General features: G+C 70.7%; 13 protein-coding genes. 5 read left to right on the top strand and 8 right to left on the bottom strand.

From position 1 onward, the window contains the following. Positions 1 to 108: 108 nt before the first annotated feature. The 6 genes from gap to uvrC all read right to left on the bottom strand — a co-directional run bounded on the left by gap (position 109) and on the right by uvrC (position 9,690). Positions 109 to 1,119: a type I glyceraldehyde-3-phosphate dehydrogenase gene (gap, locus tag ACIF83_RS22020; protein ID WP_399729159.1), complete on the bottom strand. Its 1,011-nt coding sequence runs from the start codon at positions 1,117 to 1,119 to the stop codon at positions 109 to 111. Between the two features lie 319 nt (positions 1,120 to 1,438). Then, the gene (locus tag ACIF83_RS22015; protein ID WP_399729156.1) at positions 1,439 to 4,393 is read right to left on the bottom strand and encodes a M14 family zinc carboxypeptidase; all 2,955 of its coding nucleotides are present in this window, start codon (positions 4,391 to 4,393) and stop codon (positions 1,439 to 1,441) included. Positions 4,394 to 4,545: 152 nt separating this feature from the next. Continuing rightward, positions 4,546 to 5,535 (bottom strand): DNA-binding protein WhiA, encoded by a 990-nt coding sequence (gene whiA, locus ACIF83_RS22010; protein ID WP_071381536.1) that lies wholly within the window; start codon positions 5,533 to 5,535, stop codon positions 4,546 to 4,548. Continuing rightward, positions 5,526 to 6,620 carry a uridine diphosphate-N-acetylglucosamine-binding protein YvcK gene (yvcK, locus tag ACIF83_RS22005; RefSeq protein ID WP_393466826.1) on the bottom strand — a complete coding sequence of 365 codons (1,095 nt, stop codon included), beginning with the start codon at positions 6,618 to 6,620 and terminating at the stop codon, positions 5,526 to 5,528. Before yvcK ends, whiA begins: the two co-directional genes overlap by 10 nt. Further along, entirely contained in the window at positions 6,617 to 7,606 is a 990-nt protein-coding gene (rapZ, locus tag ACIF83_RS22000) for an RNase adapter RapZ (RefSeq protein WP_393466824.1), read from the bottom strand. Before rapZ ends, yvcK begins: the two co-directional genes overlap by 4 nt. Next, entirely contained in the window at positions 7,603 to 9,690 is a 2,088-nt protein-coding gene (uvrC, locus tag ACIF83_RS21995; protein ID WP_399729151.1) for an excinuclease ABC subunit UvrC, read from the bottom strand. The genes rapZ and uvrC overlap by 4 nt, the downstream gene beginning before the upstream one ends. 434 nt (positions 9,691 to 10,124) lie before the next feature. Between uvrC and ACIF83_RS21990 the strand changes: the two genes are divergently transcribed. Further along, positions 10,125 to 11,072, top strand: a complete 948-nt coding sequence (locus tag ACIF83_RS21990; protein WP_393466818.1) for a hypothetical protein — start codon at positions 10,125 to 10,127, stop codon at positions 11,070 to 11,072. Positions 11,073 to 11,151: 79 nt separating this feature from the next. Here ACIF83_RS21990 and ACIF83_RS21985 read toward each other — a convergent pair whose 3' ends face one another. Next, positions 11,152 to 11,586, bottom strand: a complete 435-nt coding sequence (locus ACIF83_RS21985) for a Rieske 2Fe-2S domain-containing protein (protein ID WP_393466815.1) — start codon at positions 11,584 to 11,586, stop codon at positions 11,152 to 11,154. A 227-nt stretch (positions 11,587 to 11,813) separates the two neighbouring features. Here ACIF83_RS21985 and ACIF83_RS21980 point away from each other — a divergent pair, with 227 nt between their 5' ends. Both ACIF83_RS21980 and ACIF83_RS21975 read left to right on the top strand, forming a co-directional pair. Then, positions 11,814 to 12,935, top strand: coding sequence for a LacI family DNA-binding transcriptional regulator (locus ACIF83_RS21980; protein WP_393466813.1), 1,122 nt, complete (start codon positions 11,814 to 11,816; stop codon positions 12,933 to 12,935). Continuing rightward, a complete protein-coding gene (locus tag ACIF83_RS21975) occupies positions 12,932 to 13,843 on the top strand; it encodes a carbohydrate kinase (protein WP_399729146.1) in 912 nt (303 codons plus the stop codon). The genes ACIF83_RS21980 and ACIF83_RS21975 overlap by 4 nt, the downstream gene beginning before the upstream one ends. Before the next feature lie 170 nt (positions 13,844 to 14,013). Here ACIF83_RS21975 and uvrA read toward each other — a convergent pair whose 3' ends face one another. Beyond that, positions 14,014 to 17,043: an excinuclease ABC subunit UvrA gene (gene uvrA, locus ACIF83_RS21970; protein WP_399729143.1), complete on the bottom strand. Its 3,030-nt coding sequence runs from the start codon at positions 17,041 to 17,043 to the stop codon at positions 14,014 to 14,016. A 225-nt stretch (positions 17,044 to 17,268) separates the two neighbouring features. Here uvrA and ACIF83_RS21965 point away from each other — a divergent pair, with 225 nt between their 5' ends. Then, on the top strand, positions 17,269 to 17,955 hold the full coding sequence (locus ACIF83_RS21965) for a maleylpyruvate isomerase family mycothiol-dependent enzyme (RefSeq protein WP_398138586.1): 687 nt from the start codon (positions 17,269 to 17,271) through the stop codon (positions 17,953 to 17,955). A gap of 46 nt (positions 17,956 to 18,001) precedes the next feature. Continuing rightward, positions 18,002 to 18,658 (top strand): MBL fold metallo-hydrolase, encoded by a 657-nt coding sequence (locus ACIF83_RS21960; RefSeq protein ID WP_399729140.1) that lies wholly within the window; start codon positions 18,002 to 18,004, stop codon positions 18,656 to 18,658. The last annotated feature ends 383 nt before the right edge of the window (positions 18,659 to 19,041 follow it).

Raw genomic sequence — 19,041 nt, 5'->3', positions numbered from 1 at the left:
GATCTTCGCAGGTCGGCCGGGGCGGCCTGCACGCGCGTCAGGGCTCGGGCAGCGCGACGGTGCGCTGCCCGAGCCCTGCGTGACGCATCAGCGGCCTGCTGCGGCCGATCAGAGCTGGTTGCCGACGAAGACCGTCAGGTCCACGAGGCGGTTGGAGTAGCCCCACTCGTTGTCGTACCAGCCGAGGATCTTCACCGAGTTGCCCTCCTGGACCATGGTCAGGGAGGAGTCGAAGGTGCAGGAGGCCGGGTCGCCGACGATGTCCGAGGAGACGATCTGGTCCTCGGTGTAGGACAGGTAGCCCTTGAGGTCGCCGTCCTCGGAGGCCTTCTTGAACGCGGCGTTCACCTCGTCCTTGGTGACCTCGCGCTGGAGGGTCACCACCAGGTCGGTGGCCGAGCCGGTCGGGACCGGGACGCGCATGGCGATGCCGTCCAGCTTGCCCTTGAGCTGCGGGAGGACCAGGGCGGTGGCCTTGGCGGCGCCCGTGGTGGTCGGGATGATGTTCTCGGCGGCGGCGCGGGCACGGCGCAGGTCCGAGTGCGGGAAGTCCAGGATGCGCTGGTCGTTGGTGTACGCGTGGACCGTCGTCATCAGGCCCTTGACGATGCCGAAGTTCTCGTCGAGGACCTTGGCCATCGGCGCCACACAGTTGGTGGTGCAGGAGGCGTTGGAGATGACGTGGTGGCTCGCCGGGTCGTACTTGTCCTGGTTGACGCCCATCACGATGGTGATGTCCTCGTCCTTGGCCGGAGCCGAGATGAGGACCTTCTTGGCGCCGCCGGCGATGTGCTTCTCGGCGTCGGCCTTCTTCGTGAAGATGCCGGTCGACTCGATGACGATGTCGACGCCCAGCTCGCCCCAGGGGATGTCGGCCGGGTTGCGCTCGGAGAGCACCTTGATGGTGTGACCGTCGACGGTGATGGTGTCGGCGGTGTGGGACACCTCCTGCTTCAGACGGCCCAGGATGGTGTCGTACTTCAGCAGGTGAGCGGTGGTCGCGGTGTCACCCAGGTCGTTGACAGCCACAACCTCGATGTCGGCACCCTGCTCCAGCAGTGCGCGGAAGTAGTTACGCCCGATACGGCCGAAGCCGTTGATGCCTACGCGGATCGTCACGAACCGATCTCCTCGTTGGTACGCCGGCCATGCGGTGCCGGCGAGCTGTATTTGGGATGTCCCCGACCACCCCCGACCCTACCCCTCCGGGGGCCCCGCGGTGACATCGAGATGCCGCATAAAAGGGCAGGCGGTCCGTACCGGCCAGTAGGGTACGGACCACCTCGGATCGGCGGTCGTTATGCCGCTCTTTGTTACGTAATGCCGCCGCCCGTTGGCGCTCTTTTCACTCGTTCGTGAGCGGGTCGGCTCACCTGATGAGTGCCGTTTTCGCGCACTGTTGAGTGGGGGTCCCGCTCACATGTTGAATACGGCTGTCTCATCTGTTGAGCGAGCCGAACGCCTTCCTCAGCAGGGCCGCCCGGTCGGCCGCCGACGGCACCTGTTCCAGACCGAAGCCGAGCAGAACGGTGTCCGCGGTGGTGACCGCTCCGTACGTCTGGAAGAGCGTTCCGGTGCGCGTCCAGTCCTTCAGGACCGCCGGGCTGCCCGCGGGCGGTCCGGCCGCCTTCCAGGCCCCCAGGGACGACTCGAAGCCCTCGGTCTCCTTCGCCGCGCCGCCGACCACGAGCGAGGCGTCGTCGACGAGGACGCCGTGCCCGCCGCTGCCCGGGTCGGTGATGTAGCTGACCGAGATCTCGACGGACTTGCCGGCGTACGCGCTCAGGTCGAAGCTCACCTGCTGCCAGCCGCCGGAGCTGCCGGTGAGGCTGTGCCACGAACCGGTGGTGCCGGTCGCGGTGCAGGCGTTGTCCGCGAGGGTGAGGTAGTGCCTGAGCCAGGGGTGCTCCCCGATCAGGAACCCGGCCCCGCACTCGGCCGGTACGGCCGTCTTCGTGGCACCGCCGGCCTCCGGGAGGGTCGTCCAGTCGTCGGTGCCCACGATGTGGGCCTCGACGACCGCGTGGTCGTAGCCCGGCTCGGTGTCCCACAACAGCCGGGTGCGCAGGGCCGGCTGGTCGGCGGCGGTGACCCCGGTGAGGTCGATGGTGCGGGTGAGGCGCTTGTAGGCGTCGTCGGTGTGCAGGGCCGCTGCCATGTAGGAGCCGGAGTACGGGCCGTACGGGCTGACGGTCCCGGCGAACCGGCCCGCACCCGCGCTCTTGAACTGCGGGTACGTGGCGGCGGGCAGCTCGTCCGAGGTGACGCCGTAGGTGCCGGCCTTGTCGAGCGGGTTGCCGGGCGTGTCACCGAGGGCGCCGGTGTAGCCGTCGAGGCCGCCGGAGCCGGTGAAGGCGGTGGCCCCCTTGGTCGACGTACGGCTGTAGGCGCCCAGGTAGTACTGGCTGAAGTCGTCCGAGAGGGTGCCGCCGCCGAGGTCGACGCTGCCGCCGGCCAGCTCGCCGGCCTCGATCAGCCGGCCGCCCTCGTTGAGGTAGGCACGCAGCTGGAGCTGGGTGGCGTTGCCCGGACCGTTGGCACCCGAGTAGTGCACGATGGTCCTGAAGTGCCCCAGCACACCGAACGCGTCGGGCGCGCCCTGGGTGGCGACGTCCCAGACGATCGCCCTGTGCCCGGCCGCCTTCAGCGCGTCCACGTACGTCTGCGCCTGCGTGGCGGCCGCACCCTCCTCGGCGACGACGAGGGTGTCGGCACGGGGCCGCTCGGCGACGGTGTAGGTGAAGTGGGAGCTGGAGACCTTCTTGCCGCTCCTCGTCTTCCCGGTGAACCACACCTCGACCTTGTCGCCCGGTTCGCCGTCCTGGACCTTGGCCCGGTACTCGTCGAAGTAGAGGTTGTCCTCGCCGCCGTAGGTCTCGCCGCCCTTCCAGGGCCTGAGCGTCCGGTCCCACGTACGGCCGCCGTTGACGCGGTACTTGAGCTCCTTGTCGCGCACGGCCTTGCGTACGACGACCGAGACCTCCTGGTCCGCACCCCGCCCGTACGACGTGGAGAACGCGGCCGGGGTGAAGTCGGCGGCGCTCAGGCCGACCGAGGACACCGGCCGGTCGGGGTGGGCTGCGGTCTCGGCGACGGAGAGCGCGAACGGGACGTTCTTCTCGAACTCCTGCCGGATCAGCTTCTCGTCGTCGGGGAAGTTGAAGACCGACTGGCAGTCGTCCGGCTTCCAGGCGTCGTTCGGGTCGATGTTCGACGCGGTCTCACAGGTCGACATCTCGGGGGTGAACATCGCCATGCCGTTGACGTTCGAGGCGTGGCCGTCCGCTTCGCCGTTGGTGGTGTACAGCTCCGAGGAGACCTGTGAGCGGTAGCCCGGGATCGCCGGGTTGTCCGGTGTGCCGGCGAGCGCCTTGTAGAGCACGTCGTCCGGTGTGGGTGTGGCGACCTGCCAGCCGACGCCGTAGAGGAGGAGTTCGGCCGCGGAGTGGTAGTTGATGCCGTAGGTGAAACCGATGCGCTTCTCGAAGGCGTCGAGCGCCTTGGTCTCCGGCTCGGACTCGGGGCTCGCGCCGCGGTAGGTCTGGCTGGTGGGGTTCGGGGACGAACCCTCGTCGTCGTAGCCCCACTTGTAAGGGAAGTTGCGGTTGAGGTCGACGCCGTCACCCGCGCCGATGACGCCGTCGCCGTTGACGTCCCGCAGGTTCTTGCGCCACAGGCGGGTGGTGGAGTCCTTGAACGTGTAGTCGTAGCCGTCGGGGTTGGCCGACAGGACGAACCACAGCTCGGTGGAGTCGACGATCTTCTTGATGCGCCGGTCCGTCCTGTAGTTGTCCAGGTAGTAGTGCATCAGACGCCGGGTCATCTCCGGTGTGATCCACTCGCGCGCGTGCTGGTTGGACATGTACAGCACGGCGGGCTTGGAGCCGTCCTTCGACTTCTGCGCGTTCCTGGTCAGTTTGAGCGCGAGGATGTCCTGGCCGTTGATCGTCTTGCCGATGGACTCGACCTTGGTGAGGCCGGGGTGGGCCTGCCCGGTCCGGACGATCTCCTGCTCCAGACCTCCGCTTCCGCCGTAGGGCCGGAACACGCCCTGGGCGGCGCCCTCGACACGTGCCTCGGCCCTGGCCGAGAGGGCGTGCTCGGTGAGGTGGACGCCCTGCTTCTCGAGCTTCCCGGCCTGCTTGCCGGTGAGGTAGACCTCGACGGTGGTCTTCCCGTGCCCGGCCACCTGCTCGCCGAGTTCCTGGCCGTCCTGCCCGGCCTTGAGGAGCAGGGGAATCTGTTTCGGGGTGACGTCTGCTCGGAAGACCTTGACCGCGTCGGGGTCGGACGGGCCCGGACTTCCGCTCTGCGCCTGGGCGATGGGTGCAAGGCTCGCTCCCCCGATCAGGAGCGTGCCGACAGCGAGGATCGATCTCGCTCTGTGTCTCATGAACCCCCCTACCGGTGGTCCGCCACAGCGGCGAACAGGTTGCCAGGCTCATGTCACTTCATGATCGAGTCAAGGGTGCCTCACGGACACGCAAACGCCGGTGCCGATCACCCGAATGGACGTCGGCACCGGCGAGTTGACGGTGTTTCGGGTCAGCCCGCCAGGTTGTCCGCCAGCTCCTCGCTGAGGTTGGCCTCCGTGCTCGGGATGCCCAGATCGGCGGCGCGCTTGTCGGCCATCGCCAGCAGACGGCGGATCCGGCCGGCGACCGCGTCCTTGGTCAGCGGCGGATCGGCGAGAGCGCCCAGCTCCTCCAGGGAGGCCTGCTTGTGCTCCATGCGCAGCCGCCCGGCGGCCGCGAGATGCTCGGGCACCTCGTCGCCGAGGATCTCCAGAGCGCGCTGGACGCGGGCACCGGCGGCCACGGCGGCACGGGCCGAGCGGCGCAGATTGGCGTCGTCGAAGTTGGCCAGCCGGTTGGCGGTGGCCCGCACCTCGCGCCGCATCCGGCGCTCCTCCCAGGCCAGCACGGACTCGTGCGCACCGAGCCGGGTCAGCAGGGCGCCGATCGCGTCACCGTCGCGTACGACGACCCGGTCCACCCCGCGCACCTCGCGGGCCTTCGCCGCGATGGAGAGCCGACGTGCGGCGCCCACCAGCGCGAGCGCGGCCTCCGGGCCCGGGCAGGTCACCTCCAGGGAGGAGGAACGGCCGGGCTCGGTCAGCGACCCGTGCGCCAGGAAGGCCCCACGCCAGGCCGCCTCCGCGTCGCAGGTGGCCCCGGAGACCACCTGCGGGGGCAGGCCGCGGATCGGGCGGCCCCTGCCGTCGACCAGGCCGGTCTGGCGGGCCAGCTGGTCGCCGCCCGCGACCACGCGCACCACGTAGCGCGAGCCGCGGCGCAGGCCGCCGGGCGCCATCACGATCAGTTCCGAACTGTGACCGAAGATCTCCAGGATGTCCCGCTTGAGCCGTCGGGCCGCCATCGCGGTGTCCAGCTCCGCCTCGATCACGATGCGCCCGCTCACCAGGTGGAGGCCGCCGGCGAACCGCAGAATGGCGGAGACCTCCGCCTTCCTGCAGCAGGTCCGGGTGACGGGGAGCCGGGAGATCTCGTCCTTCACCGCTGCCGTCATCGCCATGGGCCGATCCTTCCATGCATCCGAAAAATACGGTCGTACGCGGCGGCCAGCAGCTCCGGGTCGTGCCGGGGGCTGCCGTCGGTCCGGGCCACCGGCGCCAGCTCGACCGCGGCTCCCAGCCGCTTGGCGGCCTCGGTGAGCGAGTCGCGGTCGGGCACCGCGGCCTCGTCGGCCAGCACCACGTCCAGGGCGAGTTTAGGGGCGTGTCGCCCCAAAACCTCCAAATGACGCTGCGGGGAGAAGCCCTCGGTTTCTCCGGGCTGCGGGGCCAGGTTCAGGGACAGGACCTTGCGCGCCTTGGTCTCGGTGAGGGCGTCCAGCAGCTCCGGGACGAGCAGGTGCGGGATGACCGAGGAGAACCAGGAGCCGGGGCCGAGCACCACCCAGTCCGCGTCCAGGACGGCCGCGACGGCCTCGGGGACGGCGGGCGGGTCGTGCGGCACGAGGTGCACGGACTGCACCTCACCGGGGGTGAGGGCGACGGTCGCCTGCCCACGCACGGTGTCGACCTCGTCCGGGCGCTCCGGGTCGTGCCCCTTGACCAGAGCCTGCAGCTCCAGCGGCACGGCGGACATGGGCAGCACGCGGCCGTGCGCGCCGAGCAGCTTCCCGACCAGGTCCAGGGCCTGGACATGGTCGCCGAGCTGCTCCCACAGGGCCACGATCAGCAGGTTGCCGACCGCGTGGCCGTGCATCTCGCCCTGGGACTGGAAGCGGTGCTGGATGACCCGGGCCCAGGTCTGGCCCCAGTCGTCGTCGCCGCACAGCGCGGCCAGGGCCTTGCGCAGATCACCCGGGGGAAGCACCCCCAGCTCGTCGCGCAGGCGCCCACTGGAGCCGCCGTCGTCGGCCACCGTGACGACGGCGGTGAGGTCGCCGGTGATCCGGCGCAGCGCGGCGAGCGAGGCGGACAGGCCCATGCCGCCGCCGAGGGCGACGACCTTGGGCTGGGCGCCGCGCCGGCGGACCCGGCCGCCGCGGACCTCGACGGGGCGAGCCGCCCGCGCGTCGGTCGCGGCACGGCTCGAACGGCCCTCCGGCACCACCCGGCGCAGCCTGCTCAGCCGCGGTGTACGTTCCGTCATTCCCGTCCCATGTCCCGGTGTACGAGCACCGTCTCCACGCCCTCGGCCGCGAGACGTGCGGCGAGCTTCTCCGACATCGCGACCGAGCGATGCTTGCCGCCGGTGCAGCCGATGGCGATGGTCACATACCGCTTGCCCTCGCGCCGGTACCCGGCCGCGACGAGCCGCAGCAGCTCGGCGTAGCGGTCGAGGAACTCCTTGGCGCCGGGCTGGTTGAAGACGTAGGCGGCGACCTCCTCGTTGAGGCCGGTGTACGGGCGCAGCTCCGGGACCCAGTGCGGGTTGGGCAGGAACCGCATGTCCGCGACCAGGTCGGCGTCGACCGGCAGGCCGTACTTGAAGCCGAAGGACATCACGGTCGCCCGCAGCTCGGGCTCCTCCTCGCCCGCGAACTGGGCGTCCATCTTGGCGCGCAGCTCGTGCACGTTGAGGCTGGAGGTGTCGATCACCAGGTCCGCGTCGCCGCGCAGCTCGCGCAGCAGCTCCCGCTCGGCGGCGATGCCGTCGACGATCCGGCCGTCGCCCTGGAGGGGGTGCGGGCGGCGCACCGACTCGAAACGGCGCACCAGGGCGTCGTCCGAGGACTCCAGGAAGACGATCCGGCGCGTGACGCCCCTGCTGTCGAGGTCGGCGAGCGACTCGCGCAGGTTGTCGAAGAACCGCCGCCCGCGGACGTCGACGACGACCGCGATCCGCGCCACGTTGCCCTGCGAGCGGGCACCCAGCTCCACCATGGTGGGGATCAGGGCGGGCGGGAGGTTGTCCACGACGAACCAGCCGAGGTCCTCCAGACACTTCGCGGCCGTCGACCGGCCCGCTCCGGACATGCCGGAGATGATCACCAGCTCGGGGATGGCCGCTTCGGGCGCCCCGGCCGGCGTGGCATCCGTACTCACCTGTGCTCCGTTTTCCTCAGCCGCCTGCTGCGGCTCCCCCGCGGCCTCCTGATCTCGGTCCGCTGCGGGTTGTGCGTCGTGCTCGGTCATCTCTCCTGCCCCCGTCGTTCGTCCGGGAGACCCGCGGACACGGGCTCCCCCGAGGAACCCCCCGTCGTATCGGGTTCCTCGTCATCAATGATCTCTCCGGTCGCCGTGTTCACGGCGGGTGCGGCCGGAGCCGCCCGGGCGAGGGCCGCTGCGATGGTCTCGGCCGTCTTCCGGCCTATCCCGGGTACGTCCTGGATCTGCTCGATTGTGGCGGACCGCAGCTTCTTCACCGAACCGAAATGCTTGATGAGCGCCTGTTTGCGGGTCTCGCCGAGGCCGGGCACGTCGTCCAGGGGGCCGGCGCGGAAGCGTTTGGCGCGCTTGGTGCGCTGATAGGTGATCGCGAAGCGGTGTGCCTCGTCGCGGACGCGCTGGAGCAGATAGAGACCCTCGCTGGAGCGGGGCAGGACCACCGGGTCGTCGTCGCCGGGCACCCAGACCTCCTCCAGGCGCTTGGCGAGGCCACACACGGCGATGTCGTCGATGCCCAGCTCGTCCAGCGCCCGGCGGGCCGCCGCGACCTGCGGCTGCCCGCCGTCGACCACGACGAGCTGCGGCGGGTAGGCGAACTTCCTGGGGCGGCCGTCGTCGTCCTTGAGGGAGCTGGTGAGGAGATCGCCGTCGCCGAGGACCGGCTCGCCGTCGGTGTGCGCCTCCTCGCCGTCGGCCCACTCCCCCGTCTTCTCCTTTTCGGCGAGATAACGCCGGAAGCGGCGGGTGATGACCTCGTGCATGGAGCGGACGTCGTCCTGGCCGGCGAAGCCCTTGATCTGGAAGCGGCGGTACTCGCTCTTGCGCTGCAGGCCGTCCTCGAACACGACCATGGAGGCGACCACGTCGTCTCCCTGCAGGTGGGAGATGTCGTAGCACTCGATCCGCAGCGGGGCGCTGTCCAGGTCGAGGGCGTCGGCGATCTCCTCCAGCGCCCGGGAGCGCGTCGTCAGGTCGGAGGCGCGCTTGGTCTTGTGCAGGGCGAGGGCCTGCTGGGCGTTGCGCTCCACGGTCTCCATGAGCGCCTTCTTGTCGCCGCGCTGCGGGATGCGCAGCGAGACGTTCGACCCGCGGCGGCCGGTCAGCCACTCCTGGACCGGCTCGACCGGCTCGGGCAGGGCCGGGACCAGGACCTCCTTGGGGACGGCGTCCCCGGTCTCCTCGCCGTACAGCTGCTGCAGGGCGTGCTCGACGAGGGCACCGGTGGTGACCTCCTCGACCTTGTCGGTCACCCAGCCGCGCTGGCCGCGCACCCGGCCGCCGCGCACGTGGAAGATCTGGACGGCCGCCTCCAGCTCGTCCTCGGCGACGGCGATGAGGTCGGCGTCGGTCGCGTCGGCGAGCACGACCGCGTTCTTCTCCATGGCCTTCTTCAGGGCCTCGATGTCGTCGCGCAGGCGGGCGGCCCGCTCGTACTCCATCTCCTCGGCCGCCTCCATCATCTGCTTCTCCAGACGGCGGAGGTAGGTACCGGTGCGGCCCGCCATGAAGTCGCAGAAATCCTCGGCCAGATCCTGGTGGTCCTCGGGGGTGATCCGGCCGACGCAGGGGGCGGAGCACTTGCCGATGTAGCCGAGCAGACAGGGGCGGCCGGTGCGGGAGGCGTTCTTGAAGACGCCGGTCGAGCAGGTGCGCACCGGGAAGACCCGCAGCAGCAGGTCGACGGTGTCCCGGATGGCCCAGGCGTGGCCGTACGGGCCGAAGTACCTGACGCCCTTCTTTTTGTGACCGCGCATCACCTGGACACGCGGGAACTCCTCGTTCATCGTCACCGCGAGGTACGGGTAGCTCTTGTCGTCGCGGTACTTGACGTTGAACCGGGGGTCGTACTCCTTGATCCAGGAGTACTCCAGCTGCAGCGCCTCGACCTCCGTGGACACCACGGTCCACTCCACGGACGCGGCGGTGGTCACCATCGTCCGGGTGCGCGGGTGCAGGTTCGCCAGGTCCTGGAAGTAGTTCGCCAGGCGCTGGCGCAGGCTCTTGGCCTTTCCGACGTAGATCACCCGGCGGTGCTCGTCACGGAACCTGTACACCCCCGGGGAGTCCGGGATCTCACCCGGCCTGGGGCGGTAGCTGGAGGGGTCGGCCATGTCTCACACCCTACTGGCGAGCACCGACACCGCGTCGCGCCTGTGGACAACGCCCACCGGCACGGACCCTCCGGTCACCGCCGGTCGACACTGTCCCTCGCCGCACTGCCCCCGACGGCTGCATTTCCGGCCATGCCGGCCCCTCCGAACCTGCCCGGCAGGGCACCCGGGCTGCACTCCTGCGGCCCGTGGCGGCCCCCGTCCGCGCGCGTGGGGGTCGTGGCTCGGCCAGGAGTACGCCGTGACCGGGTCCGGGGTGTTGTCGGGGTCTGGTCAACACGCTTCAATGCGGGGGAACTCGGGGCCGTGGCACGCCGGCGTACGGACGCGGTGTGCGCACAGGGGCGTCTCCCGACGCCCACGGGGGTGGCCCCGCACACCTGCGCCAGCGGTCTGACCAGCCGTCGCGACACCTCACAGAAAGGCCCCTGTCCATGCGGCACGCCACAGAGCACGCGGACGTCCCCACCGCGGAACTGGACACGGCCCTGCGGGGCGGCCCCTTCCACGTGGCGCTGCGCGCCGCGATCGCCGCCCGCGGACTGCCGCTCCAGCGCGTGCAGCACCATCTGTCGCGCCACGGGGTCAAGGTCGGTGTCACCAGCCTGAGTTACTGGCAGCAGGGCGCCCGCCGCCCGCAGCGCCCCGAGTCGCTGCGCGCCGTACGGGCCCTGGAGGAGATCCTCCAGCTGCCGGACGAGTCCCTGATCCGGCTGCTCACCGAGTCCGGCGAGCCCGCCTCCGCCCGCCGCCCCTCGGCCCGCTCCTACCGCTCTCTGCTCGAGGCCTCCGACGCCCTGAACCGGCTCCAGGGCGATCTGGGCTGGTCCCTCGACGGCGGCCTGCACACCCTCGGCCACCACGAGCGGGTCCGGATCGGCGCCCGCCGCGAGCTGGCCGGCCTCGAGTCCCACCACATCGTGCGGGCCCACCGCGACGGCGTCGACCGCTTCCTCGCCGTCCACCACGGCGACCCCGGCTGCAGCCCCCGCGCCATGGCGGTGCATGCCCTGGAGAACTGCCGGACCGGGCGCGTCCGCCTGGACCAGGACACGGGTGTACTGGTGACCGAACTCCTCTTCGGCACCCGGCTGCGCGCCGGCGACACCTTCCTCTTCCGGTACGGCATCGAGGACGGCACGGCGGGGGTCTCGCGCGAGTACGTCCACGGGTTCGGCTTCCCCGGCGGCCAGTACGCGCTCCAGGTCCGCTTCGACCGGGCCGCGCTGCCGGCCCGGTGTCACCGCTTCGCCCAGCACTCCCCCGCGGCCCCGCGCAGCGGCCGCCACGAGCTGACGGTCAGCGGACCGCACCACAGCGTCCACGTGGTCGAACCCCGGATACGTCCGGGCCTGGTCGGCATCGCCTGGGACTGGGAGTGACGCGCGGCCGGAACACCCGGAGCCGGCATGACGGGGGCCAGGTGTAAGTACCTCGGCGCCGCTCGGCGGTGCGGGCCGGTCAGGCGCCCGGACCGGCGATGATCCTGCCGTTCGACGCCTTCACCGGCAGCTCGTTCAACGGCTCGGTGGCCGGCGTCTGGACCACCTTGCCCGTCACGGCGTCGAACTGGCTGCCGTGGCAGGGGCAGATCAGGGTCGTCCCCCGGAGCTTGTTGATGGGGCACCCCGCATGCGTGCAGATGGTGCTGTACGCCTTGAGGGCCCCGCTCCCGTCCCTGCTGACCACCACGTTGTGCTCCCGGTAGAGCTTCGCGCCGCCCTTCGCGACCTCGCTCTCGGCACCGAGGTCGACCGGCGCGGTCGGGGTCGCGTCGGCCGTGGTGCCGCCCGGCGCCGAGCAGGCGGCCAGTCCGAGCCCTGCGACCGGAGCCACGGCCGCTCCTCGAAGGACGGTACGGCGACTCGTGGACGGGCGGGCCGATCGGGCGGACATCAGGTCTCCACTGGTCAGGGGGTGTGCAGGCCGACGATACCCGGACGGAACGACCGACTCCGGGGCGGGGGTGGCGAGCGGGGAGGGGCACGGATCCGGGCGCGTAAACGTTTGCGTAAGCGTTTACGCGGGGGTGGTGGATGGGATACCTTCCCGGCGTCCGACAGCCCCGCGGTTCAGCGGTTCAGCGGTTCAGCGGTTCAGCGGTTCAGGGAGAGGAAAGCGCGATGGCCACCATGGCGGACGTCGCCCGGAGTGCCGGAGTCTCCGTGGCGACCGTCTCCCACGTGCTCAACGGCACGCGTCCGGTGCTGCCCCACACCCGCCAGGCCGTACTGGACGCAGTCGACGCCCTCGGCTACACGCCCAACACTCTCGCCCGCTCCCTGGTGACCTCCCGCACCCGCTCCATCGGCCTCGCGGTGTCGGCGATCAGCAACCCGTACTTCACGGAGATCCTGCAGGGCGTCGAGGCCGCCGCCCTGGAGGCCGGCTACAGCCTGCTCATCGCCGACCCGCACGACGACCCCGCGCACGAGCGGAAGGTCGCTCAACTTCTCCATGAGCGCCGGGTGGACGGCATGATCGTCGCACCCTCCGCCCACCCGCACGACCTCGTCGCCTACCTCGGCCGCCATGAGGTCCCGACGGTGTTCCTGGACCGGGTGCTCCCCGAGCAGGCGCGTTTCGATCAGGTCTGCGCCGAGAACGAGGGTCCGACGGCCCGCCTCGTCACCCATCTCGCCGGGCTCGGCCATCGCCGGATCGGCCTGGTCGCGGGCCTGCCCGGGCTCAGCACCACCAGTGAGCGGATCACCGGCTACCAGCAGGGCCTCGCCACCGCCGGGCTGGCCCACGACGAGCACCTCGTGGTGTCCGGCAACTCCGAGTCGGCGGGTGCCGAACGGGCCACAGCCGCTCTGCTCTCCCTGCCGACGCCGCCCACGGCGCTGGTCACCGCCAACAACGCCATGACCATCGGCGCCCTGCGCGCCCTGCGCCGGGAGGGCCTGACCGTCCCGGACGACATCGCCCTGTGCTGCTTCGACGACTTCGCCTGGGCCGACCTGTTCTCGCCCCGGCTCACCGCCGTCGCCCAGCCCAGCAGGGAGATCGGCGCCCAGGCCGTCCGGGTGCTCCTGGACCGGCTGGCCGACCCCGACCGGCCCGCCCGGACCGTCCGGCTGCCCTGCGCCCTCGTCCACCGCACCTCCTGCGGGTGCCCGGAGGACGAGGCGGCAGGCACAAGAGGTGCAAGGCCGGCCGGGACTGGCAGGAAGACCGAAACGTCCGCGCTCTCCGCACATTCCGTGCTGTCCGCACTGCCCGAGAAGGGAACCGACTCGTGATCGTCGTCGCCGGTGAGGCACTGATCGACCTGGTACCGCACGGCCCGGGTGCGCTGGCGGACCTGAAGCCGGCGCTCGGCGGCGGCCCGTACAACACCGCCGTCGCCCTCGGCCGCCTCGGCTCCCCGACCGCGTTCTGCTCCCGCACCTCGCGCGACGCCTTCGGAGAGGCCCTGCTGGACGGGCTGTGCCGGGCCGGGGTGGACGTGTCCGGCGTGCAGCGCGGCCCCGAGCCGACCACGCTCGCGGTCGCCACGATCGACGGCGGCGGCTCGGCCGCCTACTCCTTCTATGTCGACGGCACCGCCGACCGCCTCTTCAGCGCCCCCGCCGGTCTCCCCGCCGGCACGCGCGCGGTGTCCTTCGGCACCTGCTCGCTCGTCCTGGAACCTGGGGCGAGCGCCTACGAGGAGCTGATGCGGACCGCGGCCGCACAGGGCCTGTTCACTGCCCTCGACCCCAACATCCGGGCGGTTCTCATCCCGGACGCGGACGCCTACCGGGCGCGTTTCAAGAGCTGGCTGCCCTCGGTGACGCTGTTGAAGCTGTCCGCTGAGGACGCGGAGTGGCTGGATGGCACCCCGCGCGAGTGGCTGGCCGCGGGACCGGCGGCCGTCGTGGTCACCCGGGGCGGCGACGGTCTCACCGTCCACACCCGGGATGGCGCGGAGTACTCCGTACCGGGCGAGAAGGTCGAGGTCGTGGACACCATCGGCGCCGGTGACACGGTGAGCGCGGCCCTGCTGCACGGCCTGTCCGCTCAGGACGCGCTGTCGCCGGAGGGACTCGTCGCATTGGGACGGGACGGCTGGCGGCGACTGCTGCGGTTCGCGGCACGCGCGGCGGCGATCACCTGCTCACGCGCGGGTGCGGAGCCGCCGTACGCGGCCGAGCTGGGCGAGTTGTGAGCGGTCTCTTTCCTCTGTGCTCGTGTCAAGGTTCGGCCGGAGCCGCGGTTCGTGGGACGGCCGAACCGCGGAGCCTGGGTGGCTGATGGTGGAACGAACGGCGCCCCGCGGGGAGTTCCCGCGGGGCGCCGCTTTTTTGATGACGTGTCAGGGCATGACCCGAACCGGCCTCAGGCCTTGCGGGCCCGTGTCGTCGTCGTCTTCGCCGGTGTCGTCTTCTTCGTGGCCCCGGCGGCCTTCTTGGTCGCCGTGTTGTTGGCCTTGGCCGTCACCGTCTTCTTCGCCGTCGACCTGGCCGCGGCCGTCTTCTTGGCCGCCGCGCCACGCGGTGCCTTCACCGGTGCCGCGTCGCTGACGCGGTCGGGGCCGAGGATCTCGCGCAGGAACTTGCCGGTGTGGCTGGCCGGAACACCTGCAATCTCCTCGGGCGTGCCCTCGGCGACCACGAGGCCACCGCCGGCGCCGCCTTCCGGACCCATGTCGACGATCCAGTCGGCGGTCTTGATCACGTCGAGGTTGTGCTCGATGACGATGACCGTGTTGCCCTTGTCGACCAGGCCGGCGAGGACCTTCAGCAGCTTGCTGATGTCCTCGAAGTGCAGACCGGTGGTCGGCTCGTCCAGGACGTAGACCGTGCGTCCGGTGGAGCGCTTCTGCAGCTCGCTGGCGAGCTTCACACGCTGGGCCTCACCGCCGGACAGGGTGGTCGCGGACTGGCCGAGCCGCACGTACCCGAGGCCCACGTCCTTCAGCGTCCTCAGGTGCCGGGAGATGGCCGGGACCGCCTCGAAGAACTCGGTCGCCTCCTCGATGGGCATGTTCAGCACGTCGGCGATGGACTTGCCCTTGTAGTGGACCTCCAGGGTCTCCCGGTTGTACCGGGCGCCGTGGCAGACCTCGCACGGGACGTAGACGTCCGGGAGGAAGTTCATCTCGATCTTGATGGTGCCGTCGCCCGCGCAGTTCTCGCAGCGGCCGCCCTTGACGTTGAAGGAGAACCGCCCGGGCAGGTAACCCCGGACCTTCGCCTCGGTGGTCTCGGCGAACAGCTTGCGGATGTGGTCGAAGACGCCGGTGTACGTCGCCGGGTTGGACCGCGGGGTGCGGCCGATGGGCGACTGGTCGACGTGCACGACCTTGTCGACGAGGTCGTCGCCGTCCACGCGCGTGTGCCGTCCGGGGACGCTGCGCGCGCCGTTCAGCTCGCGGGCCAGGTGCGTGTAGAGGATGTCGTTGACCAGCGTCGACTTGCCGGACCCGGACACACCCGTGACGGCCGTGAACACGCCGAGCGGGAAGGACACGTCGATGTCCTGCAGGTTGTTCTCCCGGGCGCCGTGCACGGTCAGCCGGCGGGTCGGGTCCTGCGGGCGCCGTATGTCCGGCAGCGGGATGGACTTGCGGCCCGAGAGGTACTGGCCGGTCTGCGACTCGGTGTTGGCGAGCAGTTCCTTCAGGGAGCCGCTGTGCACGACCTTGCCGCCGTGCTCGCCGGCGCCCGGACCGATGTCGACGATCCAGTCGGCGACCTTGATCGTGTCCTCGTCGTGCTCCACGACGATGAGCGTGTTGCCCATGTCGCGCAGCCGTACCAGGGTCTCGATCAGCCGGTGGTTGTCGCGCTGGTGCAGGCCGATGGACGGTTCGTCCAGGACGTACAGGACGCCCACGAGGCCGGAGCCGATCTGGGTGGCCAGGCGGATGCGCTGCGCCTCGCCGCCGGAGAGGGTGCCGGCCGCACGGTTGAGGGAGAGGTAGTCGAGGCCCACGTCGACCAGGAAGCGCAGCCGCTCGTTGACCTCCTTCAGGACGCGCTCGGCGATCTTCTTGTCGCGGGCGCTCAGCGTCAGCTCGCCCAGGAAGTCCGCGCAGTCGCTGATCGACATCCCGGAGACCTCGGCGATCGACTTCTCCATGATCGTGACGGCGAGGACGATCGGCTTCAGGCGCGTGCCCTCGCAGGAGGGGCAGGGCACCTCACGCATGTAGCCCTCGAAGCGCTCGCGGCTGGCGTCGCTCTCGGCCTCGCTGTGCCGGCGCTTCACGAAGGGCACCGCGCCCTCGAAGGGCGTGGTGTACACGCGCTCGCGGCCGTACCGGTTGCGGTACCGGACCTCGATCTGGGTCTTGTGGCCGTAGAGCAGGGCCTTCTTGGCCCGCTGCGGCAGGCCGGCGAAGGGGATGTCGGTACGGAAGCCGAGCGCGTCCGCGAGGGCGCCGATCAGACGGCCGAAGTAGTCCTTGGTGTGTCCGTGCGACCAGGGGTGGATGGCGCCCTCGTCCAGGGACTTGTCCTCGTCCGGGACGATCAGCTCCGGGTCGACCTCCATGCGCGTGCCGATGCCGGTGCACTCGGGGCAGGCGCCGAAGGGCGAGTTGAAGGAGAAGGAGCGGGGCTCCAGCTCCTCGAAGGACAGGTCGTCGTACGGGCAGTACAGGTGCTCCGAGTACATGCGCTCACGCTCGGGGTCGTCCTCGGGGAGGTCCACGAAGTCGAGCACGACCATGCCGCCGGACAGGCCGAGGGCGGTCTCCACGGAGTCGGTGAGGCGGCGCTTGGCGGAGTCCTTCACCGTGAGGCGGTCGATGACCACCTCGATGGTGTGCTTCTCCTGCTTCTTCAGGGTCGGCGGGTCGGACAGCTGGATGGTCTCGCCGTCCACGCGCGCGCGTGAGTAGCCCTTGGTCTGCAGGTCGGCGAAGAGGTCGACGAACTCGCCCTTGCGCTCGCGCACCAGCGGCGACAGCACCTGGAAGCGGCTCCCCTCCGGCAGCTCCAGGACCCTATCGACGATGGCCTGCGGCGACTGGCGCGAGATCGGGCGGCCGCACTCGGGACAGTGCGGCTTGCCGATGCGCGCGAAGAGCAGACGCAGGTAGTCGTAGACCTCGGTGATGGTGCCGACCGTCGAGCGCGGGTTGCGCGAGGTCGACTTCTGGTCGATGGAGACCGCCGGGGACAGACCCTCGATGAAGTCGACGTCCGGCTTGTCCATCTGGCCGAGGAACTGGCGGGCGTACGAGGAGAGCGACTCCACGTAGCGGCGCTGGCCCTCGGCGAAGATCGTGTCGAAGGCCAGCGAGGACTTGCCCGACCCCGACAGGCCCGTGAAGACGATGAGCGAGTCACGCGGCAGGTCGAGCGAGACATTCTTCAGGTTGTGCTCGCGCGCGCCACGGACGATGAGACGGTCGGCCACGCCGGTCCGCACCTTTCTTGAGAGAAGTGACAGGGGCGGGGCCCCCGTGCTTCTTCGAGACTAGGGGGAGCCACTGACAACGCCGGTCGGATTTCCCGGTTGCATAACAACCCCCGGTCATCCAGCATGCCCGACGCCACCCTCGACGATATAGCACGTGCTTTCGATTTCCGGCGGAGGTTCACCACCTTCACCCAAAGGTGTGGCGGGACTAAGGTCAGGCCCATGATTGATCACGCTCATGACCTGGCCTGTGTACGCGAAGCGACCGAGCGGCTCCTCACCGCTGTCGCCAAGCTGGACAACGCATCTCTCGCCGAGCCGTCACGCCTGCCCGGCTGGACCCGTGGACACGTCCTCGCTCACCTCGCCCGCAACGCGGACGCGCTCGTGAACGTCCTCGAGGGCCGTCCCATGTACGCGAGTGCCGGGGCCCGGGACGCCGACATCGAGCGGGACGCCCCGCGCCCCCTGGACGTCCAGCTCGCCGACGTGCGCGAGAGCGGGGCCCGCTTCCAGGAGACGGGGGCCGCGCCGGCGGACTGGACGCGCACGGTGGAGCTGCGCAACGGGGTCACCGACTCCGCGTCCCGGGTGCCGTTCCGGCGCTGGGTCGAGGTCGACCTGCACCATGTGGACCTCGGGACCGGGTACGAGCTGGAGGACCTGCCGGCGGAGTTCACCGAGCGGGAGATCGAGTTCCTGGCACAGCGGTTCTCCGGGCACCCCGACGTCCCGGCGACCCACGTCACGGACGGCACGCGCGCGTGGAGCACGGGACGCGAGGCCGCCGAGCCCGAGGTCACGGTCACCGGGTCTCCGGCGGACCTGTTGGGCTGGCTCGCCGGACGCCGCGAGGGCGCCGCGCTGGAGGCGACGGGCGGCGCGCTCCCGAAGCTGCCTCCGCTGTAGCGCCACCACGGCCCGCCGGGCACTCCCCCGCTATAGGCTGATCACCATGACGTACAGCGGAGAGGTCAAGGTCGGCGGCCCGGCGGACGTGCACGAGCTCAAGGACCTGATGATCACGAAGATCGCGGTCGGCCCGATGGACAACAACGCCTATCTGCTGCGCTGCCGGGCCACCGACGAGCAACTCCTGATCGACGCCGCCAACGAGGCACAGACCCTGCTCGCCATGATCGGCGACGACGGCATCGCGTCCGTCGTCACCACGCATCAGCACGGCGACCACTGGCAGGCGCTCGCCGAGGTCGCCGCCGCCACGGGTGCCCGTACGTACGCCGGCCGGGAGGACGCCCCGGGCATCCCGGTGGCCACCGACGTCCTGGTCGACGACGGTGACGTCATCAGGGTGGGGCGCGTGGAGCTCACCGCGCGCCACCTCGTGGGGCACACTCCGGGCTCCATCGCGCTGGTCTACGACGACCCGCACGGCCACCCGCACGTCTTCACCGGGGACTGCCTCTTCCCGGGCGGCGTCGGCAACACGCGCAAGGACCCGGAGGCGTTCGCGAGTCTGATCCGCGACGTGGAGACGAAGATCTTCGATGTACTGCCGGACGAGACCTGGGTGTACCCGGGGCACGGCAACGACACCACGCTGGGGGCGGAGCGGCCGCATCTGCCGGAGTGGCACGCGCGCGGGTGGTGATTTGCCGGGCGCGTGACAGCTCGGGGCGCCTGGTTCGTGCGCGGCTGCGGGTGCGTGGGGGCCTTTCGCGCCCGCGCGGCGGAGCCGCATGCGGATACGGCCCCGCGCCCCTTGGATACGGCCCCGCGCCCCTTGGTGAAGCGGACGTAGCTCGAGAAGTCGGCGATCGCGCGCCGGGCGCGCGCCCCGTGTGAACCGTTCGCACGCGCCGGGGGCGCATGCGCGCTCCCCTCGCGCCGTGTCACGCAGTCAACTGGTGGCAGCCCCGCACAGGATGACGGCTCCTGCGCGGTATGGGCCGCCGGTCTTCCAACCCCGCCCTCGGCCGGCGGCCCAGGCCAGGGCCACCTCGGGTGGCAGCGTTCACACGACCGCAACGCCCG

Source organism: Streptomyces sp. NPDC085866, from assembly GCF_044541035.1.
GTDB lineage: Bacteria > Actinomycetota > Actinomycetes > Streptomycetales > Streptomycetaceae > Streptomyces.
The sequence above is the reverse complement of the archived record's forward strand: the minus strand, read 5'-3'. Positions and strand labels throughout refer to the sequence as shown.